General features: G+C 61.6%; 23 protein-coding genes. 13 read left to right on the top strand and 10 right to left on the bottom strand.

All coding sequences use genetic code 11. The features are described 5' to 3' along the window. Nucleotides 1–20 precede the first annotated feature (20 nt). The gene (gene nth / locus AC07VH_RS14805) at nucleotides 21–668 is read right to left on the bottom strand and encodes an endonuclease III (RefSeq protein ID WP_219133028.1); all 648 of its coding nucleotides are present in this window, start codon (nucleotides 666–668) and stop codon (nucleotides 21–23) included. Further along, nucleotides 665–1,393, bottom strand: coding sequence for an electron transport complex subunit RsxB (gene rsxB, locus AC07VH_RS14810; RefSeq protein WP_475414403.1), 729 nt, complete (start codon nucleotides 1,391–1,393; stop codon nucleotides 665–667). Before rsxB ends, nth begins: the two co-directional genes overlap by 4 nt. A gap of 363 nt (nucleotides 1,394–1,756) precedes the next feature. On the opposite strand from rsxB, the gene AC07VH_RS14815 reads away from it, so the two are divergent. The 3 genes from AC07VH_RS14815 to AC07VH_RS14825 all read left to right on the top strand — a co-directional run bounded on the left by AC07VH_RS14815 (nucleotide 1,757) and on the right by AC07VH_RS14825 (nucleotide 5,908). Further along, nucleotides 1,757–2,497 carry a substrate-binding periplasmic protein gene (locus AC07VH_RS14815; protein ID WP_494788427.1) on the top strand — a complete coding sequence of 247 codons (741 nt, stop codon included), beginning with the start codon at nucleotides 1,757–1,759 and terminating at the stop codon, nucleotides 2,495–2,497. Between the two features lie 126 nt (nucleotides 2,498–2,623). After that, entirely contained in the window at nucleotides 2,624–5,188 is a 2,565-nt protein-coding gene (locus AC07VH_RS14820; protein ID WP_494788426.1) for a TonB-dependent receptor plug domain-containing protein, read from the top strand. Nucleotides 5,189–5,230: 42 nt separating this feature from the next. Then, nucleotides 5,231–5,908, top strand: coding sequence for a DOPA 4,5-dioxygenase family protein (locus tag AC07VH_RS14825; protein WP_489628744.1), 678 nt, complete (start codon nucleotides 5,231–5,233; stop codon nucleotides 5,906–5,908). 65 nt (nucleotides 5,909–5,973) lie between these two features. On the opposite strand, the gene AC07VH_RS14830 is transcribed toward AC07VH_RS14825, so the two are convergent. The 4 genes from AC07VH_RS14830 to AC07VH_RS14845 all read right to left on the bottom strand — a co-directional run bounded on the left by AC07VH_RS14830 (nucleotide 5,974) and on the right by AC07VH_RS14845 (nucleotide 9,917). Then, a complete protein-coding gene (locus AC07VH_RS14830; RefSeq protein WP_489628743.1) occupies nucleotides 5,974–7,194 on the bottom strand; it encodes a polyhydroxyalkanoate depolymerase in 1,221 nt (406 codons plus the stop codon). Nucleotides 7,195–7,472: 278 nt separating this feature from the next. Further along, the gene (gene fdxA, locus AC07VH_RS14835; RefSeq protein ID WP_010395176.1) at nucleotides 7,473–7,796 is read right to left on the bottom strand and encodes a ferredoxin FdxA; all 324 of its coding nucleotides are present in this window, start codon (nucleotides 7,794–7,796) and stop codon (nucleotides 7,473–7,475) included. A 332-nt stretch (nucleotides 7,797–8,128) separates the two neighbouring features. Next, on the bottom strand, nucleotides 8,129–8,416 hold the full coding sequence (locus AC07VH_RS14840) for a protealysin inhibitor emfourin (protein WP_494788425.1): 288 nt from the start codon (nucleotides 8,414–8,416) through the stop codon (nucleotides 8,129–8,131). Nucleotides 8,417–8,519: 103 nt separating this feature from the next. Further along, the gene (locus tag AC07VH_RS14845; protein ID WP_099410296.1) at nucleotides 8,520–9,917 is read right to left on the bottom strand and encodes a gluzincin family metallopeptidase; all 1,398 of its coding nucleotides are present in this window, start codon (nucleotides 9,915–9,917) and stop codon (nucleotides 8,520–8,522) included. Nucleotides 9,918–10,117: 200 nt separating this feature from the next. Between AC07VH_RS14845 and AC07VH_RS14850 the strand changes: the two genes are divergently transcribed. Beyond that, nucleotides 10,118–10,402, top strand: coding sequence for a polyhydroxyalkanoic acid system family protein (locus AC07VH_RS14850; protein WP_475414398.1), 285 nt, complete (start codon nucleotides 10,118–10,120; stop codon nucleotides 10,400–10,402). 178 nt (nucleotides 10,403–10,580) lie between these two features. On the opposite strand, the gene AC07VH_RS14855 is transcribed toward AC07VH_RS14850, so the two are convergent. Beyond that, nucleotides 10,581–10,742, bottom strand: coding sequence for a hypothetical protein (locus AC07VH_RS14855; protein WP_494788424.1), 162 nt, complete (start codon nucleotides 10,740–10,742; stop codon nucleotides 10,581–10,583). Between the two features lie 244 nt (nucleotides 10,743–10,986). Between AC07VH_RS14855 and proV the strand changes: the two genes are divergently transcribed. The 3 genes from proV to proX are packed head-to-tail and all read left to right on the top strand — an operon-like array spanning nucleotide 10,987 to nucleotide 14,384. Continuing rightward, nucleotides 10,987–12,219, top strand: coding sequence for a glycine betaine/L-proline ABC transporter ATP-binding protein ProV (proV, locus tag AC07VH_RS14860; RefSeq protein ID WP_076569217.1), 1,233 nt, complete (start codon nucleotides 10,987–10,989; stop codon nucleotides 12,217–12,219). Then, nucleotides 12,216–13,319, top strand: coding sequence for a glycine betaine/L-proline ABC transporter permease ProW (gene proW / locus AC07VH_RS14865; protein WP_475414397.1), 1,104 nt, complete (start codon nucleotides 12,216–12,218; stop codon nucleotides 13,317–13,319). The genes proV and proW overlap by 4 nt, the downstream gene beginning before the upstream one ends. Nucleotides 13,320–13,331: 12 nt before the next feature. Continuing rightward, nucleotides 13,332–14,384 carry a glycine betaine/L-proline ABC transporter substrate-binding protein ProX gene (gene proX / locus AC07VH_RS14870; RefSeq protein ID WP_494788423.1) on the top strand — a complete coding sequence of 351 codons (1,053 nt, stop codon included), beginning with the start codon at nucleotides 13,332–13,334 and terminating at the stop codon, nucleotides 14,382–14,384. 91 nt (nucleotides 14,385–14,475) lie between these two features. Here proX and AC07VH_RS14875 read toward each other — a convergent pair whose 3' ends face one another. The 3 genes from AC07VH_RS14875 to AC07VH_RS14885 form a co-directional block, all read right to left on the bottom strand. Beyond that, nucleotides 14,476–14,937, bottom strand: a complete 462-nt coding sequence (locus AC07VH_RS14875) for a GNAT family N-acetyltransferase (RefSeq protein ID WP_494788422.1) — start codon at nucleotides 14,935–14,937, stop codon at nucleotides 14,476–14,478. Between the two features lie 46 nt (nucleotides 14,938–14,983). After that, complete coding sequence (locus tag AC07VH_RS14880; RefSeq protein ID WP_071325159.1) at nucleotides 14,984–15,238, bottom strand: acyl-CoA-binding protein; 255 nt, start codon at nucleotides 15,236–15,238, stop codon at nucleotides 14,984–14,986. A gap of 201 nt (nucleotides 15,239–15,439) precedes the next feature. Then, the gene (locus tag AC07VH_RS14885) at nucleotides 15,440–15,796 is read right to left on the bottom strand and encodes an FKBP-type peptidyl-prolyl cis-trans isomerase (protein ID WP_034760263.1); all 357 of its coding nucleotides are present in this window, start codon (nucleotides 15,794–15,796) and stop codon (nucleotides 15,440–15,442) included. Between the two features lie 197 nt (nucleotides 15,797–15,993). On the opposite strand from AC07VH_RS14885, the gene AC07VH_RS14890 reads away from it, so the two are divergent. The 6 genes from AC07VH_RS14890 (at nucleotide 15,994) to AC07VH_RS14915 (ending at nucleotide 23,989) form a co-directional block, all read left to right on the top strand. After that, entirely contained in the window at nucleotides 15,994–16,965 is a 972-nt protein-coding gene (locus tag AC07VH_RS14890) for a YVTN family beta-propeller repeat protein (protein ID WP_494788421.1), read from the top strand. 50 nt (nucleotides 16,966–17,015) lie between these two features. Continuing rightward, complete coding sequence (locus tag AC07VH_RS14895; RefSeq protein WP_494788484.1) at nucleotides 17,016–17,816, top strand: polysaccharide deacetylase family protein; 801 nt, start codon at nucleotides 17,016–17,018, stop codon at nucleotides 17,814–17,816. Beyond that, complete coding sequence (locus AC07VH_RS14900) at nucleotides 17,813–18,853, top strand: sterol desaturase family protein (RefSeq protein ID WP_494788420.1); 1,041 nt, start codon at nucleotides 17,813–17,815, stop codon at nucleotides 18,851–18,853. The genes AC07VH_RS14895 and AC07VH_RS14900 overlap by 4 nt, the downstream gene beginning before the upstream one ends. After that, entirely contained in the window at nucleotides 18,853–19,680 is an 828-nt protein-coding gene (locus AC07VH_RS14905) for an EI24 domain-containing protein (protein WP_494788419.1), read from the top strand. Before AC07VH_RS14900 ends, AC07VH_RS14905 begins: the two co-directional genes overlap by 1 nt. 31 nt (nucleotides 19,681–19,711) lie before the next feature. Further along, entirely contained in the window at nucleotides 19,712–20,497 is a 786-nt protein-coding gene (locus tag AC07VH_RS14910) for a competence/damage-inducible protein A (protein WP_494788418.1), read from the top strand. Between the two features lie 363 nt (nucleotides 20,498–20,860). After that, nucleotides 20,861–23,989 (top strand): transglycosylase domain-containing protein, encoded by a 3,129-nt coding sequence (locus tag AC07VH_RS14915; RefSeq protein WP_494788417.1) that lies wholly within the window; start codon nucleotides 20,861–20,863, stop codon nucleotides 23,987–23,989. The last annotated feature ends 36 nt before the right edge of the window (nucleotides 23,990–24,025 follow it).

The following is a 24,025-nucleotide window of genomic DNA, read 5'->3' on the forward strand; positions in this document are numbered from 1 at the left end:
GCCCTATTCGGGCCGTTGCTTTACACCACGGCCGGCATCGGCGACTTGTCCTTGTAATCGCACAGGTCGGCGATCATGCAGTTCCAGCATTGCGGCTTGCGCGCCGTGCAGGTGTAGCGGCCGTGCAGGATGAGCCAGTGGTGGGCGTCGTGCAGGAATTCCTTGGGTATGAATTTCAGCAGTTTCTGTTCGACGATATCGACATTCTTGCCCGGTGCAATGCCCGTGCGGTTCGAGACGCGGAAGATATGCGTGTCGACGGCCATGGTCGGTTCGCCAAACGCCGTGTTCATGACCACGTTGGCCGTCTTGCGGCCCACGCCGGGCAAGGCTTCCAGCGAAGCGCGGTCGCGCGGCACTTCGCCGCCGTGCTGTTCCAGCAGGATCTGGCAGGTGGCGATGACGTTCTTCGCCTTGGTGCGGAACAGGCCGATGGTGCGGATGTAGCTGGCCAGCTCGTCGACGCCCAAGGCCAGTATCTTGGCCGGCGTATTGGCGACCGGATACAGCAGGCGCGTGGCCTTGTTGACGGACACGTCGGTTGCCTGCGCCGACAGCAGCACGGCGATCAGCAGCTCGAACGGCGTCGTGTATTCGAGTTCCGTTTTCGGGGAAGGGTTGGCGGCGCGAAAGCGCGTAAAGATTTCCAGGCGTTTGGCGGCGTTCATGCGTCTTTTTTCGGTGTCGTGGGGGCGGGCGGGGCGGTGTCCGTGCTGGCGGCGGCCTTGGCGCGCGCGCGCTCCATGGCGGCGGCGATGATGGCGCGCTTGCGCTCCTTCTCCGCCAGTTCATCTGGCGTGACGGGCACTTCCTGCGTCACTTCCTGCATCTTGGCGACGGCCTTGGCGGCCAGGCGCGCGTCGTTGGCCTCGGCTTCGCGGCGCAGCCGCTGCGTGCGGAAATCGTGGCGCGCGCGCGCGTCGTCGGCATCCATCTGGCTCCAGGCATCCCAGCCCGTGGCGTCGCCGCTGACGGGGTACATGACGATGCAGTCGACGGGGCACGGTGCCACGCACAGGTCGCAGCCCGTGCACAGGCTGGTGACCACCGTATGCATCTGCTTGGCGGCGCCGACGATGGCGTCCACGGGACAGGCCTGGATGCACAGGGTACAGCCGATACACAGCGATTCGTCGATATAGGCGACAGATCGCGGACGTTCGAGGCCGTTGACGGGATTGAGCGGAATGACTTTTTTGCCCAGCAAGCCGGCCAGGCGCACGATGCCCTGCGCGCCGCCCGGCGGGCACTGGTTGATGTCGGCATTGCCTGCGGCAATCGCTTCCGCATACGGGCGGCAGCCGTTGTAGCCGCATTTGGTGCATTGCGTTTGCGGCAGCAAGTCTTCGATCTGGTCGGCAAGTGAGGGAGGGGCAGGGTGCGGCACGGTCATCTTCCACGGTAAAACGCCATTATCGGCCATCCGGCGCGCGCACAAGTAAAAACCTGTTTTGTAGGAGGGGATAGCGGGTGCCAGGGCCGGCTGTTGCAGGCGCGCCGCAATCGTATTTTATTTCCCCTGGGAATGTCAAAGTGCAAATAAACAACTTTGCAATTTCTTTTTTTTGTGGGAGCATGATTTTTATCAAGGTAGTGATCAAAAAAAGCCGACCGCCAGTCCTGTTGCCGCGCCTGCATTGCAATGCGCGCCAGGCCATAGGAGCAAAACATGCGTTTCCTCCGGACAGTTGGTTTGCCCTTCTGTTTCTTCATGTCCTCTACACTTGCCCTTGCACACGGGCAGGCTGGTTCCCCCATGGCGGCGCCGGGCTCTGCCGGCTCGCGCATCGTCCGTTTCGCGGCGGAAGACTGGCCGCCCTTCATTTCCCGTAGCCTGCCTGCCGACGGCATGTCGGGCGCCATGGTCAGCGCCATCTTCGAACGCATGGGCTACGTCGTCAAATATGAGTATTTTCCATGGAAGCGCGCCATGCAGTTTGGCCTGGCCAGTCCCCGCTACGCCGGTTTTCTGGCCGTCTGGCGCACGCCCGAACGGGAAAAACTCTGCCATTTTTCTGTTCCGGTTGGCAACACGCAAGGTGTGCTGGCCTACCTGAAGGAAGATGGCGTGCCCGGTGCCACTCTGGCCGATCTGGGCCGGCTGCGCATCGGTACCGTGGCCGGCTATTCGAATGGGGAGCAATTCGATGGCATGGTGGCGCGCGGCGAGCTGAAGACGGAAGAGGGCTTGAACGACGCGACGAACCTGAAGAAACTGTTGATCAAGCGCTACCGCGTGATCGTCATCGAACGCCATGTCCTGCAGCACTTGCTGATGGGACGCAATTTCAGCAAGGCCGAACGGGAACGCATCGCCGTCATCGATACCGTCTTCAAGGAGCGCCCTGTGCACGTGTGCTTCCAGCGTGATGCCGAGGGGGCGGCGCGGCAAAAGCGCTTCAACGAGGCGGCGCGCGATATCGATACGGCCCGCCTCGAACGCGATTACTGGAAGCGGCTCGACCAGAGCCTGGCGACGGCCCCATCCTCCCCCTGACGCGCCGCGGCACTGTTGTTAGTTGCCAAAACGAAATATCTAAATACGAAACCATTCGTTCTTGTTTGTTTGTCCATCCTTTAGTCTGCAGCCACTGTGTTGACGACTTTGAAAGGATGTTTTCGTATGCCGGAATTGATTCACAAGCAAGAACCCGTTCCCCGTGTGCGGCAATTGGCGCACGCCGTCTCGCTGGCCGTGCTCGTGCTGGCTGCGCCTGGCGCGGCCCGTGCGCAAGCCACGCCGGACGGCGCTGGCGCGCTGGCTGGCGGGCCGCTGGACGCCGTTATCGTCACGGGCGCGCGCGGCACGGGCCGCACGGTAGCCAACAGTGCCGCGCCGATCGACGTGATCAGCGCGCAGCAATTGCAGGCGACCGGTAAACTGAACTTGCTCGACGCGCTCGATACGGCCTTGCCATCGTTTAACTTGCCTGCCCGCGTGCAGCCCGACCTGGGCAGCATCGTGCGCGCCGGCCAGCTGCGCAACCTCGACCCGTCGCATACCTTGGTGCTGGTCAACGGCAAGCGCCGGCATACGACGGCCATCGTCAATGAAGATGGCTTTCCCGGTTCCGTCGCCACCGACCTGGCCCTGATCCCCACAGGCGCCATCGCCCGCGTGGAAATCCTGCGCGACGGCGCCTCGGCCATCTACGGTTCCGACGCCATCGCCGGCGTCATCAACATCATCCTGAAAGCGGATGACAAGGGCAGCTTGAGCACGCAACTCGGCTCGACCTACGCGGGCGACGGCACGAACGGTTCCGCGCGCATCGATGGCGGCACGCGCCTGGGCGAACACGGCTTTGCCCACTTCGGCGCCGAAGTCCAGCGCCAGGGTATCGCCGTGCGCAATTTCGGCTTGAATCCCGGCTATCTGTCGTATCCGGCCGTGCGCAACAGCGATGGCCAGCTGATCAAACTGGGGCCGAACAACAGCTTGCCGGCCGGCGCGTCGCCGAACCCGGCCGACGCGACGCGCAACAGCAATCCGTGGCGCAATACGGGTGTGCCGCAAAGTACGACCGCCTCGCTCAGCGCCAATCTCGGCTATGACCTGTCGAACGAGGTGCAACTGTACGGTTTCGGCACCTACGCGCACCGCAATGCCCGCTCGGCGCAGAATTTCCGCTTGCCCAATACTATTTTCAATAACAACAAAGGCTTGCTGGCCGTGTATCCCGACGGCTTCACGCCATATGAAACGACGAGCGAAAACGACTTTTCCTTGACGGGCGGGATCAAGGGCGAGACGGCCGGCTGGAGCTGGGATATCAGCAGCACCTACGGACGCGACGATATCGACGTGGGCGTGGAGCACTCGGCCAACTACTCGCTGACTTATCCGGGCGGCAAGACGGATTTTGACATCGGCAATCAGCGCTACAGCCGCTCGACGACGAATGCGGACGCGCGCCGCCCCGTGCAGCTGGGCCTGAGCGAACCGGCCGACCTCAGCGTCGGTCTCGAGTACTCGCATGAAACGCAGCAGCGCAGCCCGGGTGAACCCGCTTCCTGGCAGGGCAGCGGGTCGTCGGCGCTGGCCGGCTACCTGCCCGTCGATGCGTCCGACACGGCGCGCCACAGCTATGCGGCGTATATCGGCCTGGGCGCCAAACTGACGCCGCAATGGCTGCTCGACACGGCCTTGCGTGCCGAAAAGTATTCCGATTTCGGCAGCAAGACGACGGGTCGTTTATCGGCCCGCTATGACCTCACGCCCACGGCCGCCGTGCGCGGCACCGTCAGCAACGGTTTCCATGCGCCTAGCCTGGTGACGCAATCGTATTCGAACACGTCCGACCATGCTGGCGTGCCCTACACCCTGGCGCAGCCCAATTCCGCTGCCGCGCGGGCCCTGGGTGCGCAAGCATTAAAACCGGAAAAATCGACGAATCTGTCGGCCGGGCTGACCTTCAATCCCACGCCGACCCTGCGCCTGGCCGTTGACGCGTATCAAATCAGGGTCAGCGACCGCCTGGGCGTATCGTCGAACATCGGCATCGATCGCAGCTCGGGCGTGGCGCTCGATGGCAGCGGCCGGCCGCTGACCGCGGCGCAAGCGACCGTCATTGAAAACCTGCTGCGTTCGGCGGGACTGACGGTGGGCAATGGCCTGGTCGCGCATTATTTTGCCAACGTGGGCGACACGCGCACGCGCGGCGTCGACTTGACGGCCGAGGATGTCTTGCGCGTGGCCGATGGCAAGCTGCGCTGGACGGCGGCCGCGAATCTCAACCATACGAGCCTGGTGGGCAAGGCGGAACTTCCCGCCGTGCTGCAAGGCTTGCCGAACATCGGCACCCTGAGCAAGTCGGCCGAGTACGACTTGCTGTACCGGGCCCCGCGCGACAAGGAAATCCTCACGCTGGCGTATGAAAAAGCCGGCTGGACATTCAATGTACGCGAAACGCGCTACGGCAAGCTCAAGCGTCTGAACGCCATCACGGGCGGCGATTACCAGCTGAAGGCGACCTTCGTGACGGATGTCAGCGTCGGCTACGACGTCAGCAAGCGCATCAACGTGACGGTGGGCGCCAACAATGTCTTCGACCAGAAACCGAGCCAGGTGCCACGCGAGGCGCGCAGCGCCGCGAATCTGGCGCAGTACACGGGCGCGTATGACAACTCGGGACCGCTGGGTGTGCTGGGCGGCTATTACTACGCCCGCGCCACCGTCTCGTTCTGATTTACCGCATCCCTCTACCGATCATCAAGAACAGGAAATCCTATGTCTGACAAAAATCAACACGCCGCCATCGATCTGGAATGGGCGAATCTCCTTTCTCCGCAACGCCGCACGGTCTTGCGCGGCGGCGGTCTGGTGGCAGCGCTGGCCGCCTCCGGCCTGGCGGGGACGGCCCTGGCACAGGAGGGCGCCGTCAAGCGCGCGAAACCGGCGCCCGGTAAAAGTCCATGGGGCGAGCATACGGATACGGCGCCCACGCCGCGTCCCGTCAGCGTGCGGCCCGGCGAGGAAACCTTGCCGTCGGCACCACGTGCCTATACGGATATCGAGAGCTATCACGCGCATATCTATTTTGACGAAGACAGTTACCAGAAGGCGGCGCTGATACGCAAGTGGGCGGCCGAGCGCTTTCGGATCGAGCTGGGCGACTGGAACCTGGAGCCGCGCGGCCCGCACGTGACGCCGTCGTTTTACTTTGGCTTTAGCAATGACCTGTTATCGGTGATCGTGCCATGGCTGCAGCTCAACAGCCTGGGACTGACGATATTGATCCACCCGAATACGGAAGATCCGCGCGCCGACCACCTGTATTACGCGCTGTGGGTGAACCGTTCGCAGCCCGTGAATGGCTATGCGATGAAGAAGCCGGGGCCGGGCGAGCCAAGGGTCGAGCAAATCTTTGTCAATACGCGCCCGACGGTGAAAATCGAGCGCGCGTGAGCGGGGTATAAAAAAACGCCACGCCAGTATGAACTGGCGTGGCGTTTCGATGGATATGCCGTGTATCAGCCGTGTTTTTGAATGAATTCGCCGATCTTCGGGCAAATGATCTCGCGCCAGCGGCGGCCCGAGAAGATGCCGTAATGGCCACATTTTGGCGCCACGAAATCTTGCTGCATGTCGGCAGGGATGCCGGAACACAGATCATGCGCCGCCTGCGTCTGGCCGGCGCCGGAAATATCGTCCAGCTCGCCTTCCACGGTGAACAGCGCCACGTTCGTGATGTCTTGCGGACGCACCAGCTGGCCTCCCACTTTCCACGTACCCTTCGGCAGGCTGAATTCCTGGAAAACCGTTTTAATGGTTTCCAGGTAGTACTCGGCCGGCATGTCCAGGACGGCGTTGTACTCGTTGTAGAACTGGCGGTGGCCTTCCGCTGGCTCGTCATCGCCCGTCACCAGGTGCATGTAGAACTCGCGGTGGCTTTGCGCGTGGCGGCCCGGGTTCATGGCGATGAAGCCGGCGTGCTGCAGGAAGCCCGGATACACCTTGCGGCCAAAGCCCGGGTAGTTCGGCGGCACCGCGTAGATCACGGTGTTTTCAAACCACGAGAATTTCTTTTCCGTCGCCAGGTTGTTCACTTGCGTAGGCGAGCGGCGCGGGTCGATCGGACCGCCCATCATCGTCATGGTTTTCGGCATGTGCGGATCTTTTGCCGTCGCCATCAGCGAGATGGCCGCCAGCACGGGCACGGTCGGTTGACAGACGGAAATCACGTGCAAATCAGGCGCCAGCAGGCGGATGAATTCCTGCACATAATAAATGTAGTCATCGAGGTGGAACGGGCCTTCCGTCAGCGGTACCATGCGCGCGTCCGTCCAGTCGGTGATGTAGACATCATGCTCGGCCAGCAAGCCGCGCACGGTGTCGCGCAGCAGGGTCGAGTGGTGACCGGACAGGGGGGCAACCAGCAAAACTTTGGGCTGTTGCAAGCCAGTGGCTTCTTTTTTGAAGTGAATCAGGCGGCAAAACGGTTTTGTCACGACAACGTGTTCGCGGATGTCGACGCTCTCGCCTTTGACGAGAACGGATTTGATATCGAATTGTGGTTTTTCGTAGTCTTTGCCAAGGCGGTACATCAGCTCGTAGCCGGCTGCGATGCGTTGCGAAAACGGGGTGTGGGCCAGTGGAGAAACCGGGTTGGTAAATAACTTGGAGGACATGTCTGCCCATTGCATCACCGGAGTGAGGAAAGAGCGTTGCAGTTCGTGCAGTTGGTAAAGCATATAGAGTCCTTGTTTGATTCCAAGCGCCAATATCGGCTCAAATATCATAATCCAATTTTACGATATTTGTTGAGGACAAAATGTGCTTTACCGCGCATAGGTCCACAGTTTGCGCATACTTGTGACAGCGCGCCACAGTAACGTGGATAGACCTGCAACGATGCTTTAAAAGCAAAAAAAGCAGCGTTTCCGCTGCTTTTTGTCTGTTCTTTGCCGCCACGCCCCTGCGGGGAAGAGTATCCATCCCCGCCGGAATTGCCGCCGCAGCTGCCGTGCGTTTAGCGCACCAGCATGTCGAGCTTGTCCTTGACGTCCTTGTATTGCTCGGCTTCCGGCAAGGCAGCCTTCGTCTTGGTGATCGAAGGCCAGTTACGGGCCAGATCGACGTTGATCTTGATGAAGGCTTGCTGGTCGCCCGGCACGTCCTCTTCCGCGAAAATCGCGTTCACCGGGCACTCTGCCACGCAGACGGCGCAGTCAATACATTCGTCCGGATCGATTGCCAGGAAGTTCGGGCCTTCCCGGAAACAATCTACCGGGCAGACATCGACGCAGTCGGTATAGCGACAGGCGATGCAGGATTCGGTGACAACGTGGGTCATAACAGTCCTATCAATTTGGGGGGAGGTGCTGTAGCGCCTGCAGGAACCTCGGCGGCGCATACTAAAGCAAAGCATTGTATTTTAAGGCAATTCGCTATTTCTCACAAATCCCGCTTATATACAATACATATAAGCAAATTCATTTTTTGGCAGTCGCATTGCCGCGCAGAGCGGGCAGTTCAGCGACTATCCGGGACGTTGCCATGAGGAACGCGGCAAGAACGCGACAGTCGCCCGATACTGCAGAGGGCAGGGCGGGTGACGTGCTGGCTTGCCGTGTGGTGTTTTTGTTTTACTCAAGTCAAGATCGGCACAAATAAGTGCCGCAACAATCAGGCGCTGGCGCGTATTTGCGCCAGCAATTGCTGCCACCGTGCATTTTCAGCACTGCCATCCTCGGCAAATGTGATGGTGCGGCGCGCGGTGGGCGCATCGACGGTGATCTGCCAGTGGGGAATATCGGCGCCCACCTGTTCATCCGTGGCCTGCGGATGCGTGAAAAAGCCGCTGCTGGCCAGCGCCGCTTCCAGCCTGGGGCCAGCGGGATGGGCTTGCGTATCGATCTCGTACTGTTCGCTCAGGCCGGCAAAGCCGCCGCTGCTGCGGGCTGAAATTTTCATGCTGCTCCTTGCTGTTGTGGGTGGTGTGGGCCGCGCCATGGCCTGCCGCTGCTGCGGCTGGCCTGAAGCGGACGCGCCGGTGCGCTGCCTTGTATGGGGCTGTTTACCGGGGACCGTAACTGCGGCACCAGGCCGCCAGCGCTTCGCGTTCCGCTTCGAGCAACTGGTCCGATTCGCTGTATTCCGCATGGTTCATGGTACCGCAGCAGGCGCGCCGGTCTTGCACGGCGCCGTCTTCGTCGACGATATCGGGGGCAAACGTCATTTGCCCATCCTCCGTCATGGCATTGGCCTTGAGCACTTCGCGCACGGTAAAGCTGTTGCGGATGAAATCGAGGTAGGCGCCATTGCCATCGGCCTGGGCGATCGTCAGCATGTGGCCGGCCACATCGGCATAGGTGGCGGCCTGGTCGGGCGATGCCACCAGGGCGCGCAGGACCAGACTGCGCAGGTAATCGCCGCAGCGGTGCAGCACGGCCGCGTCGTCTTCCAGCTGGGGCTGGCGTTCGTGGGCAAAGATGTCGGCCAGGATGTCGTAGATGGCGCCCGTAAATACTTGCGAGATGGCGTGCACTTCCGTGCCCGCTTCGGACAATTTGATGTCATTGTCGGCATTGCGCAAGCCATTCGGCCGGCCCAGCGCCAGACCGAACTGTTCCGCCAGGTCGGCCAGGAAGGTCTTGTCGTGCAGGTCGGATTTCGTTTGCGCGATCACCGCTTCCACCTGGTCCAGCTGCGACAGGGCCAGGAAGATGGCCGTCAGGTCGCCGAACGATTCGTGCAAGCCGCCCGTTTGCGGCGGATTGTTGCTGAGCAGCCAATTCGGCTTGAGCCCATCGAGCACGGCGTGCCCCGTTTCATGCGAGACGATGTCGAGCGAGCGGCAGGTGTAGACGCGCTCGGTGGCGCCGCTGGGGATGAAGTCGCCGAACTTGAGGGCCTTGTCGCTGCGGCTGTAATACGCATTCATGACGTTGGGCAAGCCATGCGGGAACACGCGCAGCGGTGCCGTATTGCTGGCGCTGTTCCATTGCCAGGGCAGGGGCGGCGCCGTGTCGTTGCTGGCCAGCGCGCGCTGGTACATGGTGAGCGTCATGCGCACGATGGCAAACGTGTGCACGGCGTCGAACTGGTCGGTGTTGGGCGAGACGATGAAGTCGCCGAAGGCGTTCGGACTGACCTGCGCGATGCCCGGTTCGCCAAACGTGATGCGCGCGTCGCGCGGGCCTTGCAGGATCAGGCCGGGCAAAAAGGCTTTACGGGTGCCCAGGTCGCTGACGGACGGATCTTGCTTCCAGATCAGCACGCGTGAACCGACGGGCACGGCGGCCAGGTTGCGCACCGTTGCCTCCGTCAGGCGTGGCGGGCCCGGCTGCAGGGTCAGTTGCGCATTCTTGCGGTGCTGGCGGTAGGGCGCCGAGGGGGTAGGGACATAGCCGACGGGCAGGGACACGCATTTGGTCAGTACGGCTTCGACCGGCACGATGACTTTCTGGTCCATGGTAGCTCTCCAAGACACGCGCAACTGGAACTGGAATAGTCATCCCGCTTCGGCGCGTCCGGTTTGATCGCGCGCAAACGACATGCGGGAAGGACGGGTTTTTTTAGCCGTCCGGCGCCCGCTGCGGTCGTGCCCGCCGCATGGCGGCTGGTATGATGCTGGCCGTATTGCCCCCGTTTTTATAATAAAAGGATCGTTTGATGGCGGATATAAATATAGTTCAGCAACATAAGCTGACAGCAGCAAAGGCGCGCGAAGCGGCGCAGCAAGTGGCCGACAAGCTGGCCCAGGAATATGACCTGGCGTGCGCCTGGGATGGTGATGTGCTGCGCTTCGAGCGCAGTGGCGTCGATGGTTCGCTGACCCTGGAAAAAGAGCAGGCGCAACTGCAAATCAAGCTGGGCTTCATGCTCAGCGCCTTCGCCTCCACGATTGAAGGCAAGATCGCCGAGAAGATGCGCAAGGTGTTTACCGAGTCAGCTTGACGGCGTTTCACCCGCTTGTCTGGCGCCCTGTTTGATGCTAGGGAGCGTGTCGCGGCGATGGGCGAAAAGACGATGACAACACGTCTCTTTTCGCCTTTTTTACGTCTGACTGTACGCTGGCGAACATTGCTAGCACATTTCTATTTGGAAAGCCATTGGACTTTGATGGCTTTTTGCGTTATACTTGAATCATATTTACAACAGCTACACCGCGTTTCACCTTCTGCTTCGCAGTACTCTCCGCTCGCTGAGTGGTGAATAATTCTTCGGGTTTTACACCCGCATCCAGTTTAATAGTAGCTTGGTCGATTTTTTTTCGGTCAAATACATTTGGTGCCATGTATTTGCATGGCGCTAGCGTTGTTAAAAGTCCTGAACCACAGCCTCTTTTAGCACGCACACGGCACCCCGGCACCGGCTTTGGCCATCCGCTGGTCACACGCGTGTCACCCCCTGTTTCCTGTCGCTCCCGTGCGCATTGCGCGCCGTGGCGTAGCCGACGCAACAGGGTTTGCTGATTCCCGCCGCAAGCTGGCAGCTTGCTGGGTTTCAATCCATTCGTCAAATCGAGGGAGAACCACATCGTGGCAAAACAAATCATTATCGACCATGTGTTCAAAGTGTTCGGCGACAAGCCAGAAGAAGCACTTGAACTCGTCCGTCAGGGCGCCAGCAAGCAGGACATCCTGGCCAAGACCGACTGCACCATCGGCGTATTCGACGCCACCTTTACCATTGAAGCGGGCGAGATCTTCGTCATCATGGGCCTGTCCGGTTCGGGCAAGTCGACCCTGGTGCGCATGCTGAACCGCCTGATTGAGCCCACCGCCGGCCGCATCCTGATCGACGGCAACGACATCAACACCCTGCCGGACGCCCAACTGCGGGCCCTGCGCCGCAAGGACATCAGCATGGTGTTCCAGTCGTTCGCGCTGCTGCCGCAAATTACCGTGCTCGACAACACTGCCTTCGGCATGGAACTGGCCGGCATGCCGAAAGCCGAGCGCCATGCGCTGGCCCAGCAAGCGCTGGAGCAGGTGGGTCTGGACGGCTACGGCGCCAGCTATCCCGACGAATTGTCGGGCGGCATGCAGCAGCGCGTGGGCCTTGCCCGTGCGCTGGCGTGCGATCCATCGATTCTGCTGATGGATGAAGCATTTTCCGCGCTCGATCCGATTATCCGTACGGAAATGCAATCGGAACTGCTGCGTTTGCAGCAAATCAAGCGCCGCACCATCGTCTTCATTTCGCATGACCTCGACGAAGCCATGCGCATCGGCGACCGCGTCGCCATCATGAAAGATGGTCACGTGGTGCAGGTGGGCACGCCGGAAGAAATCCTGCGCAAGCCGGCCAACGATTACGTGCGCAACTTCGTGCGCGGCGTCGATGCGGCGGCCGTCTTCAAGGCCAGCGACATCGCCCGCAAGAGCCAGATCGTCGTGTCCGAGTCGCCGAGCCGCGGCTCGCGCGCCGCGCTGTCGATGCTGGAAGAGCAGGATCGCGCGTTTGCGTATGTCGTCAATCCGCAGCGCAAGTTCCTCGGCGTCGTCTCGGCCGATTCGCTGCGCAATGCGCTCGACGGCCATGTGGGACCGCTGGGTCTGGCCCATGCCTATCTGCCCGACGTGCAGACCATCAATGCAGACGAGCCAGTCGCCGGCCTGTTCGGCCAGGTGGCGCAACTGCCTTACGCCGTCCCTGTGGTGGCCAATGACGGCAGCTTCCGCGGCGCCATCAGCAAGACGACCTTGCTGAAGTTTCTCGACCGCGACACGCCAGCCATTGCCGAACAACAACAGAAAGGACAAGCATGAACCCAAGCACCGTTTCCACAGTAGAACCTGTTGTTGAACAGGCCGTCCAGATCAATCCCTGGGCGCTGACGCCGCCCACCGACGCCAGCACCGCGTGGCTGGACGCCGCTGCGCCCGCCGTGCAGCCGGAACACGCGACCGGCTTTCACCTGACGCAGATTTTCGACGGCTCGCTGCCGCTGGAAAGCTGGATCAACCAGGGCCTGGGCTGGGTCGTGGCGCATTTCCGCCCCTTCTTCCAGGCCGTGCGCGCGCCGATCGACAGCGTGCTGTCCGGCGTGGAAGGTGTGCTGCTGGCCGCTCCGTCGCTGACGGTGATCGCCATCATCGGCTTGCTGGCGTGGCAATTCACGAGCCGCACCCTGGCCATCGGCACCGTGCTGGCGCTGCTGCTCGTGTCGATGCTGGGCATCTGGCCGGAAGCCATGACCACCCTGTCGCTGGTGTTGACGTCGCTGGCCTTCTGTCTGGCCATCGGTTTGCCGCTCGGTATTTTTCTTGCCAGCAGCGATCGCGCGCAGAATATCCTGCGCCCCTTGCTCGACGCCATGCAGACGACGCCCGCCTTCGTCTACCTGGTACCGGTGGTGATGCTGTTTGGTATCGGTAATGCGCCGGGCGTGATCGTGACGATCATCTTTGCCCTGCCGCCGCTGGTGCGTTTGACCAACCTCGGCATCCGCCAGGTGCGTCCGGACCTGATCGAAGCGGCCCGCGCCTACGGTGCCTCGCCGTGGCAGCTGCTGACCCGCGTGCAGTTTCCGCTGGCCATGCCGTCCATCATGGCCGGTATCAACCAGTCGCTGATGCTGTCGCTGTCGATGGTGGTGATCGCCTCGATGATCGCCGTGGGTGGCTTGGGCCAGATGGTATTGCGCGGCATCGGCCGCCTGGACATGGGCCTGGCAACCGTGGGCGGCCTGGGCATCGTGCTGCTGGCCATCACCCTGGACCGCTTGACGCAAGCGATGGGCCAGCCACGCCGCGGCGTGCGTCACTGGTACCAGACGGGTCCCGCCGGTTTCGTGCTGCGCCTGGTGCGCGGCAATACGGAAAAAAATAATGTTGAACAGCAAGCAACGCTGGCCAACGCACAATAAGAAAGGATTTACATGCATCAAATCGCACATTTTAAAGAGACGCAAAAATCGCAGCGCAAGTTCCAGCTGTTTTCCGCCCTGGCGATCGCCGCCATGGCCCTGACCACCAGCCTGGCCATGGCGCAGGCGCCGGCCGCCGACGTGCTGCCCGGCAAGGGCATCAAGGTGCAGCCGCTGCAAAGCTCGATTGCGGAAGAAACCTTCCAGACCATGCTGGTCGACAAGGCCCTGGAAAAGCTCGGCTACGAAGTGCAGCCGATCAAGGAAGTGGAATATCCGACCGCGCATATCGCCATCGCCAACGGTGACGCCACCTTCATGGCCGTGCACTGGGACCCGATGCACAAGGATTTCTATAACAATGCGGGCGGCGACGCCAAGCTGCTGCGCACGGGCCAGTATGCGGGTCCTGCCGCGCAAGGTTATCTGATCGACAAGGCGACTGCCGAGAAGTACAACATCACGAATATCGACCAGTTGCGCGATCCCACCCTGGCCAAGCTGTTCGACCACGATGGCGATGGCAAGGCCGATTTGACGGGTTGCAACCCGGGCTGGGGCTGCGAAGCGCTGATCGAGAACCACATGGATGCGTACAAACTGCGCGAGACGGTGACGCACGTGCAGGGCAGCTATGCGGCCCTGATCGCCGACACCCTGGGCCGCTACAAGCGTGGCGAACCGATCCTGTACTACACGTGGACGCCGTACTGGGTCAGCGGCGTGCTGGTGCCGGGCAAGGACGTGGTCTGGCTGAAAGTGCCGTTCTCGGCCAATCCCGACAAGGTGAACACCCGCCTCGACGATGGGAGCGACTACGGTTTTGCCGTCAACACGGCGCGCATCGTATCGAACAAGGCCTGGGCGGAGAAGAATCCGGCCGCGGCCAAGCTGTTCGAGGTGATGCAATTGCCCGTGGCGGACATCAATGCGCAGAACGAGCGCATGCGCCGCGGCGAAAACACGCAAGCCGATATCGCGCGCCATACGGCCGGCTGGATCAAGTATCACCAGCAAAAGTTTGACGGCTGGATCGCGCAAGCGCTGGCGGCGGCAAAAAAGTAAATTACGGCCGATACAGGCGTAAAAAAAGTGGCTACCGGTTTGGTAGCCACTTTTGCGTTAACGGCCTGTTTTGGTGGTTTTTGGTGAGTTTTCAGCCGTTTTCGGCCAGTTTCAGGTGCAAAATGGGGAAAGGCTTGCCAAAGGGGTCGCATTCCGAGCGGCTTTCCCCGATAAAACCCAGGTGGCGGTAAAAGCCGTGCGCTTGCGTGTTGTGCTCGTTGACGTCGACGGCCGTGGCGCCCAAGGCCGTGATGGCGTACCGGACCAGCGTGCGGCCGGCGCCGCTGCCGCGTTGATCGGGATGCACGAACAGCATCTCGATCTTGGCGTGCTCGACGCACAGGAAGGCGTACGGGACACTGTTGGCATCGCGTAGCACGTGAAGCAGATGGTCCGCCGTCACTCTGGCCAGCTCATCGCGAACATAGGGCATGAGGAAAGCGATATCGCTGTCGGCGAGGAAATCGTGGGTGGCGCGTACGGACAGGTGCCAGACGTCGAACAGACGGGGCAGGTCGGCGGCATGGGCCAGGGAAATCGGTGATGGTGTCATGCGGAAATAATAACATTGCCCCGGGCTGTGCCGGGGCAGGGGATGATCAGTCCTTCAAGTCTTCGATCAGGTCGATGTATTGCTGTTGCGCCTCTTCCTTCGAGGTGCCGGCCAGGGCCGCCCAGGCGTCGAACTTGGCGCGGTTGACGAAGTCGGTCATGCCGGGACGTTCGCCCGTGGCGTCGCCGCTCGATGCTTGCTTGAACAAGGCATAGATTTTCAGCAAGGTCATATTGTCCGGACGCTCGGACAGGGTCTTGGAATCGAGCTGCGCTTGGTCGAATTGCTCTTGTAAACTCATGATGGCTCCTGTGTGCTGATGGAATCGCTGGAAAAGTGCGGCAGGCCCGGCGGAGTGGCCACCGTGCGTGCTGCAGTGCCTGACATCATAGTGAAAAAAGCGTGCCGTGCATTAGAGGACACACTCAAAACAAAAAGCGCCGCCGCTGCTTGCACAGGGGCGGCGCCAGGCGCAATCGATGGATCGCGGCCTGCTCGGTTCTTATACGCCCAGCAGTTCGACGTCGAAAATCAGGGTGGCGTTCGGTGGAATCACGCCGCCGGCGCCGCGTGCGCCATAGCCCAGTGCCGCAGGGATGATCAGCTGGCGCTTGCCGCCCACTTTCATGCCTTGCACGCCTTCGTCCCAGCCCTGGATGACGCGGCCTGCGCCCAGCGGGAATTCGAATGGGTCGTTGCGGTCCTTGCTCGAGTCAAATTTCGAACCGGCGCTGCCGTCGTCGTTTTGCAGCCAGCCCGTGTAATGCACGACAACATTGTTGCCGGCTTGCGCTTCAGCGCCTTCGCCGACGACGGTGTCGATGTATTGCAGGCCGGAAGCGGTCGTGGTGGTGGTCATGATAATCCTTGTGTAGGCGATGAAAGCTACAGATTGTAGAGCAATGAGTTGCAAAGCGCCATTCCAGGCCCGGCGCAGGGGAAAATGGGGAAATGACGGCGAGTGTGGCTGCCGCTTGCATTTAAGGGGGGAATTCACACAATAAATACAGTGTTCCACGTAAAATGCATGTTTTGTATTTAACAGTGATTTCTTCCATGTTCCGCAGTCTACGCCGCCTTGTTTTTTCCTCGCTGTGCCTGGTTTCCGCAATATCGACGGCGCAAGCCGAAGTGGTGGTGGTACTCAATTCCCGTGATGCTACGGTGCAACTGCTGGACCAGAAAACCTACGCCCCCCTGTCCACCTTTGCCGTCGGCAAGGAACCGCATCATCTGATGGAGACGCCGGACGGCAAGTCGCTGATCGTCGCCAGTTCCGTCGGCAACGAACTGATCTTCCTCGACCCCGTGTCGGGCCAGATCCAGCGCCGCATCAGCAACATCCTCGACCCCTACCAGATCGGCTTTTCGCCGGATCAGAAGTGGTTCATCTCGAACTCGCTGCGCCTGGACCGCATCGACCTGTACCGCTATGACGGCAAGAACCTGACCCTGGCCAAGCGCATCCCGCTGCCGAAGCTGCCCAGCCACATGGCCTTCACGGCCGACAGCAGCATGGCGTTCATTACGCAGCAGGGCAGCAACCAGGTCAGCGCCATCGACCTGGCCACGCAGACGGTGAAATGGACCATGCCCGTCGGCCCGGCGCCGGCCGGCATCACGATGACGCCGGACGGTAAGTATTTGCTGGTCGGCATCATGGGCAGCGATTACGTGGAAGTGATCGACTGGCGCACGCAAAAGACCGTCAAGCGCATCAAGGCGGGCGCCGGCACACATAATTTCCGCGCGCTGGGTGACAATCGCATGACGTTCGTGTCGAACCGCGTGTCGAACACGATCAACATCATCGACCAGAAGACCCTGGAAAACGTGGGCACCATCAACGTGCCCGGTGGCCCGGACTGCATGGAAATCACGCCCGATGGCAAGACCATGTGGGTGACATTGCGCTGGATCAAGAAAGTGGCCGTGATCGATTTAACCACGCGCAAGGTGATCAAGACGATCCCCGTGGGCCGCTCGCCCCATGGCGTGTATTTCGCCACGCACTCGCCGCGCATGTGATGACGGGTGTGATGATGAAACGCCTGATTTCCGCGGGCCATGTGCCTGCCATGCTGCTGTGCGCCTGCGCCATGCTGCCGCCCGCGCATGCCGCCGCAGCTGCCGCAGCAGCAGTAGCAGCCGCATCTGCAGCACCTGCCGCCTGCAAGGGCACGATCTACATGACGTTCGACACGGGCAGCCAGTCGCAAGCGCAACTGATCGCCGACGTGCTGAACAAGCGCCATATCAAAGCCACGTTCTTCCTGGCCAATGAAAAGACGACGCGCGGCGACTATTCGCTCGATGCCTCGTGGGCGCCGTATTGGAAAGCCCGGGTCGCCGAAGGCCATGCGTTCGGCACGCATACGTTCGACCACGTGTACTGGAAGAAGGATCTGGCCAATGGCTTGATCCAGGTCAAGCCCCAGTTCGGCAAGGATGGCGGCAAGCTGGCGTCGGTGACGGATCAGCAGTTCTGCGAGGAATTGCGCCGCGTCGATACGCGCTTCCAGGAACTGACGGGCCGCAAGCTCGATCCGTTCTGGCGCGCGCCGGGCGGCTACACATCGCCGCGCACCCTGGCGGCCGGCAGCGCCTGCGGCTACCAGCATGCGGGCTGGGCGCCGGCAGGGTATTCCGGCGATGAACTACCCAGCGATAGGTATCCCAACGCCATGCTGCTGAAAAAGGCGCTGGCGAACTTGCGCAGCGGCGACATCTTCATTGCGCACATGGGCATCTGGTCGCGCAAGGAGCCGTGGGCGCCCGCCAACCTGGATGCCTTGATTTCCGGCCTGCAAGACAAGGGTTTCTGTTTTGCCACCCTGCGCGCGCATCCTGCCTACGCGCAGAAGAAGGGCCAACCATGATGGCCGCCGACATCGTCAGTTTCGTCACCCCGGCGATCGATGCCGTGGTCGATGCGTTTGGCGTGGCGCAAGGCTGGCTGTTCCAGACCATCGTCAACCCCCTTGTGTATCACCTGGGCTTTGGCGAATTCACGGAAGAGGCGTTCGAGGGCACGGAATGGCTGCTGATCGGCCTGTGCGAACTGGTGCTGCTGTTTCTCGTGCTGCGCCCGCTCGAAGCCTGGATTCCCGCACAAAAAATCACGGACCCGCGCGCCCGCTGGAACGACTTTATTTATACGGTGCTGCACCGCATCGGCCTGTTTTCCGTGCTGGTCTTCTTCACGCTCGATCCGTTGATGGATGCCTTGGCGGGCGCCTTGCGTTTCGACAATATCCATCCATTCAACCTGGAATCGCTGTTGCCCGACATCAGTCCCTTAGTCAGTTTTATCATTTATTTTGTGATACTGGACTTCGTCGACTATTGCTACCATCGGGCCTCGCATCATTTCGGCTGGTGGTGGGGCTTGCACAGCCTGCATCACAGCCAGCAAAACATGAACTTGTGGAGCGATGACCGCAACCACCTGCTCGACGACTTTTTGCGCGATGTGGTGATGGCGCTGGTGGCGCTCGGTATCGGCGTGCCGCCGGGCCAGTACGTGCTGCTGGTGTCGATTTCGCGCATCCTGCAAAGCTTGCAGCATGCGAATGTGAGGATACACTTCGGCCGCATCGGCGAGCGGCTGCTGATCTCGCCCCGTTTCCACCGCACGCACCACGCGATCGGCGTGGGGCACGAGTCGAAAGGCAAGGGCAGCCTGGGTGGTTGCAACTTCGGCGTGGTCTTGCCGATTTGGGATATGCTGCTGGGCACCGCGAATTTCTCGGCGGGCTATGCGCGCACGGGCGTGCGCGACCAGCTGGCCCGCATCGACAGCCAAGGCGTGGGCCGGCCGGGGCGCAACTATGGCCGCGGCTTCTGGCAGCAGCAATGGCTGGGCTTGCGCCGCATGGTGGAATTTGCAAGATTGAAACGAAAAGGACGCCGTTGATGCGTAATGTGCTGAATTCGTATGGCCGTGCCTTCCTGTCGCAATTGCACGGCAGGATATTGCTGTTGAGCATAGCACCGTTCATCCTGTCGCTGATCCTGTGGGGCGCCCTGCTGTACGTGGGCTTGCAGCCGCTGATCGACAGCCTGCATGCGCTGTTTACGCAGTATGACTTCTTCCGCACCAGCGGCCAGGTGCTGGCCACCTTCGGCCTGGGCATGCTGAAAGCCGTGATCGTGCCCCTGATCGCCATGTTCATGCTGCTGCCGCTGATGATCTTGACGGCGCTGATCTTCATGGGCCTGTTCGCCATGCCGGCCATCGGCCGCCATGTGGGCGGGCGGCATTTTCCGCAGCTGGAGAAGAAGCATGGCGGCAGTCTGCTGGGCAGTGTCGCCACTTCGCTGGTCACGTTCTTGCTGTTCATCATCGTCTGGGTGCTCATGCTGCCCCTGTACGCGTTTCCGCCGGCCGCGCTGGCGGGGCAAGCCGTGCTGTGGGGCTGGCTGACCTACCGCGTGATGGCGTATGACGCCATGGCCGATTACGCCAGCGCGGAAGAGCGCCACGCCATCATGCGCACGCAGCGCTGGCCCCTGCTGGCCATCGGCATGGTTTCCGGCGCGGCCGGCGCCGTGCCGGGCATGCTGTGGATGGGCGGCGTGATGTCGGTGGTGTTCTTCCCCTTCCTGGCGGCGTTCGCCATCTGGCTGTATGTGCTGATCTTTATCTTCACGGGTCTGTGGTTCCAGTATTACTGCCTGGAAGCATTGGCGCGTTTGCGGGGCGTAGGCGGCATGACCGACGTGGCGCCGGCGGACGCCTGACCATTTTTATTGCATTCTACGAGGAAGCTTCATGGCTATCGGATTGATCATCATCGGCGACGAAATCCTGTCGGGCAAGCGCACGGACCAGCATTTCCCGAAAGTCGTGAGCATGCTCAAGGCACGCGGCTTGCAACTGAGCTGGGCGGAATACGTGGGCGACGAACCGGCCCGTCTGGTCGCCTTGCTCAAGCGCAGCTTTGCCAGCGACGACATCGTCTTCAGCTTTGGCGGCATCGGCGCCACGCCGGACGACCATACGCGCCAGGCGGCCGCCGATGCACTGGGCTTGCCGCTGGTGCTGCATCCGCAGGGCAAGCTCAATATCCAGCAACGGATCACGGAAATGGGCGAGGAGGCGGGCGTGCCGGCCGATTTGAACTCGCCGGAAAACCTGCACCGCCTGAAAATGGCGGAATTTGTCGAAGGCGCCGAGCTGATTCCGAATCCGTACAACAAGATTGCCGGCTTTGCCGTGCGCGAACATTATTTCGTGCCGGGCTTTCCTGTCATGTCCTGGCCCATGATCGAATGGGTGCTCGACACGCATTACAGCCATTTGTTCAACCAGGTACCGCATGCGGAACATGCCTTGCTCGTGTACGAAACGGCCGAATCCCTGCTGACGCCGCTGATGGTGCGTCTGGAAGCGGAGTTTCCGCTGATCAAGGTATTCAGCCTGCCCAGCGTGGGCGATGCGCAGACGCGCCGGCATATCGAACTGGGCGTCAAGGGCGAGCCCGCGCAGGCGGCGGCCGCCTTTGCCGAGATGCGCGCCGCGCTCGATACCTTGCAGGCGGAATACACCACCATCTGACATGCCGCCAGCCCGGCGCCGGCGGCTTTTTCGCTGGCGTCCAGCCCGCCTTGCATCTATGTACGCAAGCGTACATTCCAAGACGTTGTTTTTTTGCGAAAATCTTCAATGAAGCAAGATTTTTGTGCGCGCTCGTCAGTCGTTCTCATGCCGATGTGGTGGAATGGTGAACAGGGGCCTTGCGTGTCGAACGCGGGGCCGCCTGCCTGTGCAGTAGCGCGTTTTTTGATTCACTGGTATGGACATCATGTTAAGCAAGCTTTGTTGTGACCGGCTCTTGCCGGCCCTCGTCTTATCCTGCGCGGAGCGGTATCGCTGCCGCCTTTTCCGCGCCGTCCAAACCCAACCTTACCCCAGCATCCCATGAAAGACACAGGCGTCAACCTGGCCGCGCAAGAGCGGCCCCCCTCTGATCCACTCTCCGACACGGGCGCCGAGGCGCCGCCGCCGGCGAGCCCGCCGAAGAGGCGCCGTTCGCGCATCTGGCCGATCTTTGCCATCATCGTGCTGGCGCTGATCGCCGGTGTGGCGTGGTTCGTCATGCGCGAAGTGCGCACCTCGGCCCTGCAGGCCGAGTTTTTCACACGCCTGGACCGCCAACTGGCGTTCAAGGTCGAGCCAGGCCCGGCACCGGCGGGCGCCATCCGCTATCCGCAGCACGGCCCGTATGACGAGCGGCTCGGCTATGCCAGCCTGCCCGACTTCATCGCCAAGCTGAATGCGCGCGACTATGCCGTTACGGCGCAGGCGCGCATGTCGCCGAAAATGGTGCAACTGGTCGACCGGGGCATCTTTGCCACGTATCACGAGAAAAACCGCGCCGGGCTGGCCATCCTCGATTGCCGCGCCGCGCCGCTGTTCGCGGCCAGCTATCCCGAGCGCATGTTCGACGGCTTTGCCGAAGCGCCGCCCGCGCTCGTGCAAAGCCTGCTGTTCATCGAAAACCGCGAATTGCTCGACCCGGGCACGCCCGAGCGCAATCCCGCCGTGGAATGGGACCGCCTGAGCAAGGCCATCCTCGACAAGGCGCTGAACTTGTTCGGCGGCCACCGCGGCGGCGGCGGCAGCACCCTGGCTACGCAGATCGAGAAATACCGCCATTCGGAAGACGGGCGCACCAGTTCCATGCAGGACAAGCTGCTGCAGATGATTTCGGCCAGCCTGCGCTCGTACCAGGATGGCGAAAACACCATGGAGGCGCGGCGCAAGATCGTCGTCAACTACCTCAATACCGTGCCGCTGTCGGCAAAGAGCGGCTTTGGCGAAGTCAACGGCATCGGCGACGGCATGTGGGTCTGGTATGGCCGTCCGTTTGCCGAAGTGAAGACATTGCTTAGCGGAAAAATGGACCAGCCGGGCAGCGCGCTGGCCTACAAGCAGGCGCTGAGCCTGCTGATCGCGCAGCGCCGTCCTTCGCATTATCTGGTGGCCGGCGGCGCCGACCTGGAAGAATTGACCAACAGCCACCTGCGCCTGCTGGCGCAGGCGGGCGTGATTTCGCCGCAACTGCGCGATACGGCCATCGCCGAGAAGCTGCGTCCATCGACGGCGTCCGGCGTGCAATCGGAAGCGTCGACCTCGTTCGTCACGCGCAAGGCGTCGAATGCCGTGCGCAACCACCTGGCCAGCATGCTGGGCGATCCGCGCTTGTACAACCTCGACCGCCTCGACCTGAAAGTGGTCAGCACGCTCGACGCGCAGGCGCAAAACGCCGTCACCAAGGTCTTGCGCGAGCTGCGCGACCCGGAAGTGGCGAAAGCGGCCGGCCTGACGGGCAAGGGCATGCTGGGCAATGGCGACCCCGCCAACGTGGTCTACAGTTTTACCTTGCTGCAAAAGGGAGAGCAGGCCAACTTGCTGCGCGTGCAAACGGATAACTTTGACCAGCCGCTCGACATCAATGAAGGCGCCAAGCTGGACCTCGGTTCCACGGCCAAGCTGCGCACCCTGGTGACGTATCTGGACATCATCGACCAGCTGCACCAGCGCTACAGCGGCATGGGCGCCGCCGAGCTGGGCAAGATCGCCGTCGATCCGAAGGACATGCTGTCGCAGTGGGCGATTGCCTACTTGAAACCTTTGCCGCTGGGCGAGGCGCGCAACTTGCCGGCCATGCTGGCGGCTGCCATGGAACGCAAATATTCGGGCAACCCGGGCGAAGGCTTCTTCACGGGCGGCGGCTTGCACCATTTCGGCAACTTCTCCAAGCTCGACGACAGCCGCATCATGACGGTGCAGCAGGCGCTGCGCCAGTCGACCAACCTGGCCTTCGTGCGCCTGATGCGCGACGTGGCCCGCTACTACATGTTCTCGCGCCCCGATTCCTCGGCCTCGCTGCTGGCGGACGCGGACGATCCGCGCCGTGCGCAGTACCTGAGCCGCTTTGCCGACAAGGAAGGGCGCGAATTCCTGCACCGCTTCTATCAGAAGTACCGCGGCAAGAGCGTCGATGAGCAGGAAAAGATTTTATTGGCCAGCATCCGCCCGACCCCCGTACGCCTGGCGAATATCTTCCGCACCGTCAATCCGAAGGGCACGGTGGCGGAATTCGGCGATTTTCTCAACGCCAACCTGCCGTCGCAAAACGAAGTGCCGCCCGAGCGGGTCGCCAAGATGTACCAGCAGTACGCGATGGAAAACTGGTCCTTGGCCGACCGCGGTTATCTGGCCAATGTGCATCCGCTGGAACTGTGGATGGTGGCGTATCTGCGCCAGCATGAAGGTTCCACCCTGACGCAGATGGTGGCGGCCAGCGAAAAGGAACGCCAGGAAGTGTATAAATGGCTGTTCAACACGCACCGCAAGCATGCGCAGGACCGCCGCATCGCCAACTTGCTGGAAGTGGAAGGCTTCCTGGAAATCCACCGCCAGTGGAAGAAGATGGGCTACCCCTTCGATTCGCTGGTGCCGTCGTATGCGACCACCCTGGGCGCGTCTGCCGACCGTCCCGCCGCGCTGGCCGAGTTGATGGGCATCATCATCAACGATGGCGTGCGCAAGCCGAGCGTGCGCATCGATTCCATGCATTTCGCCGCCAACACGCCGTATGACACCATGGTCAAGCGGGGCAGCAAGGTGGAGGCGGAGCAAGTGTTGTCGCCGGACGTGGCCAAGGCCGTCGCCAAGGCCATCCGCGAAGTCGTGTCCGACGGTACGGCAAAGCGGGCGAAGACGGCGTTTGTCGGCGCCGACGGGGTGCCGATCCCGATGGGCGGCAAGACGGGCACGGGCGACCAGCGCTTCGACGTGTATGGCGCCGGCGGCCGCCTGATCGAGTCGCGCTATGTGAACCGCTCGGCCACGTTCGTGTTCAATATCGGCGAGCGCTTCTACGGCAGCATGACGGCGTATGTGCGCGGACCGGAATCGAAAAACTACGATTTCACCAGCGCCTTGCCCGTTCAACTGCTGGTGTCGCTGGCGCCGAGCTTGCTGCCGCTGATCGAGCCGCCCGCGCCGGCCGAGGGCGTGGCGAAGCAGTGCACGAATTAAGGTCTTTTTGCAGCTAGCTGAAAGCCGGCCTTCACG

The organism is Janthinobacterium sp. GW821-FHT03C10, from assembly GCF_059420865.1.

Excerpts from the sequence above, each read along its gene's own strand:
- nth (WP_219133028.1), bottom strand. The coding sequence starts at position 668 with ATGAACGCCGCCAAACGCCTGGAAATCTTTACGCGCTTTCGCGCCGCC.
- rsxB (WP_475414403.1), bottom strand. The coding sequence starts at position 1,393 with ATGACCGTGCCGCACCCTGCCCCTCCCTCACTTGCCGACCAGATCGAA.
- AC07VH_RS14815 (WP_494788427.1), top strand. The coding sequence starts at position 1,757 with ATGGCGGCGCCGGGCTCTGCCGGCTCGCGCATCGTCCGTTTCGCGGCG.
- AC07VH_RS14820 (WP_494788426.1), top strand. The coding sequence starts at position 2,624 with ATGCCGGAATTGATTCACAAGCAAGAACCCGTTCCCCGTGTGCGGCAA.
- AC07VH_RS14825 (WP_489628744.1), top strand. The coding sequence starts at position 5,231 with ATGTCTGACAAAAATCAACACGCCGCCATCGATCTGGAATGGGCGAAT.
- AC07VH_RS14830 (WP_489628743.1), bottom strand. The coding sequence starts at position 7,194 with ATGCTTTACCAACTGCACGAACTGCAACGCTCTTTCCTCACTCCGGTG.
- fdxA (WP_010395176.1), bottom strand. The coding sequence starts at position 7,796 with ATGACCCACGTTGTCACCGAATCCTGCATCGCCTGTCGCTATACCGAC.
- AC07VH_RS14840 (WP_494788425.1), bottom strand. The coding sequence starts at position 8,416 with ATGAAAATTTCAGCCCGCAGCAGCGGCGGCTTTGCCGGCCTGAGCGAA.
- AC07VH_RS14845 (WP_099410296.1), bottom strand. The coding sequence starts at position 9,917 with ATGGACCAGAAAGTCATCGTGCCGGTCGAAGCCGTACTGACCAAATGC.
- AC07VH_RS14850 (WP_475414398.1), top strand. The coding sequence starts at position 10,118 with ATGGCGGATATAAATATAGTTCAGCAACATAAGCTGACAGCAGCAAAG.
- AC07VH_RS14855 (WP_494788424.1), bottom strand. The coding sequence starts at position 10,742 with ATGGCACCAAATGTATTTGACCGAAAAAAAATCGACCAAGCTACTATT.
- proW (WP_475414397.1), top strand. The coding sequence starts at position 12,216 with ATGAACCCAAGCACCGTTTCCACAGTAGAACCTGTTGTTGAACAGGCC.
- proX (WP_494788423.1), top strand. The coding sequence starts at position 13,332 with ATGCATCAAATCGCACATTTTAAAGAGACGCAAAAATCGCAGCGCAAG.
- AC07VH_RS14875 (WP_494788422.1), bottom strand. The coding sequence starts at position 14,937 with ATGACACCATCACCGATTTCCCTGGCCCATGCCGCCGACCTGCCCCGT.
- AC07VH_RS14880 (WP_071325159.1), bottom strand. The coding sequence starts at position 15,238 with ATGAGTTTACAAGAGCAATTCGACCAAGCGCAGCTCGATTCCAAGACC.
- AC07VH_RS14885 (WP_034760263.1), bottom strand. The coding sequence starts at position 15,796 with ATGACCACCACCACGACCGCTTCCGGCCTGCAATACATCGACACCGTC.
- AC07VH_RS14890 (WP_494788421.1), top strand. The coding sequence starts at position 15,994 with ATGTTCCGCAGTCTACGCCGCCTTGTTTTTTCCTCGCTGTGCCTGGTT.
- AC07VH_RS14895 (WP_494788484.1), top strand. The coding sequence starts at position 17,016 with ATGCTGCTGTGCGCCTGCGCCATGCTGCCGCCCGCGCATGCCGCCGCA.
- AC07VH_RS14900 (WP_494788420.1), top strand. The coding sequence starts at position 17,813 with ATGATGGCCGCCGACATCGTCAGTTTCGTCACCCCGGCGATCGATGCC.
- AC07VH_RS14905 (WP_494788419.1), top strand. The coding sequence starts at position 18,853 with ATGCGTAATGTGCTGAATTCGTATGGCCGTGCCTTCCTGTCGCAATTG.
- AC07VH_RS14910 (WP_494788418.1), top strand. The coding sequence starts at position 19,712 with ATGGCTATCGGATTGATCATCATCGGCGACGAAATCCTGTCGGGCAAG.
- AC07VH_RS14915 (WP_494788417.1), top strand. The coding sequence starts at position 20,861 with ATGAAAGACACAGGCGTCAACCTGGCCGCGCAAGAGCGGCCCCCCTCT.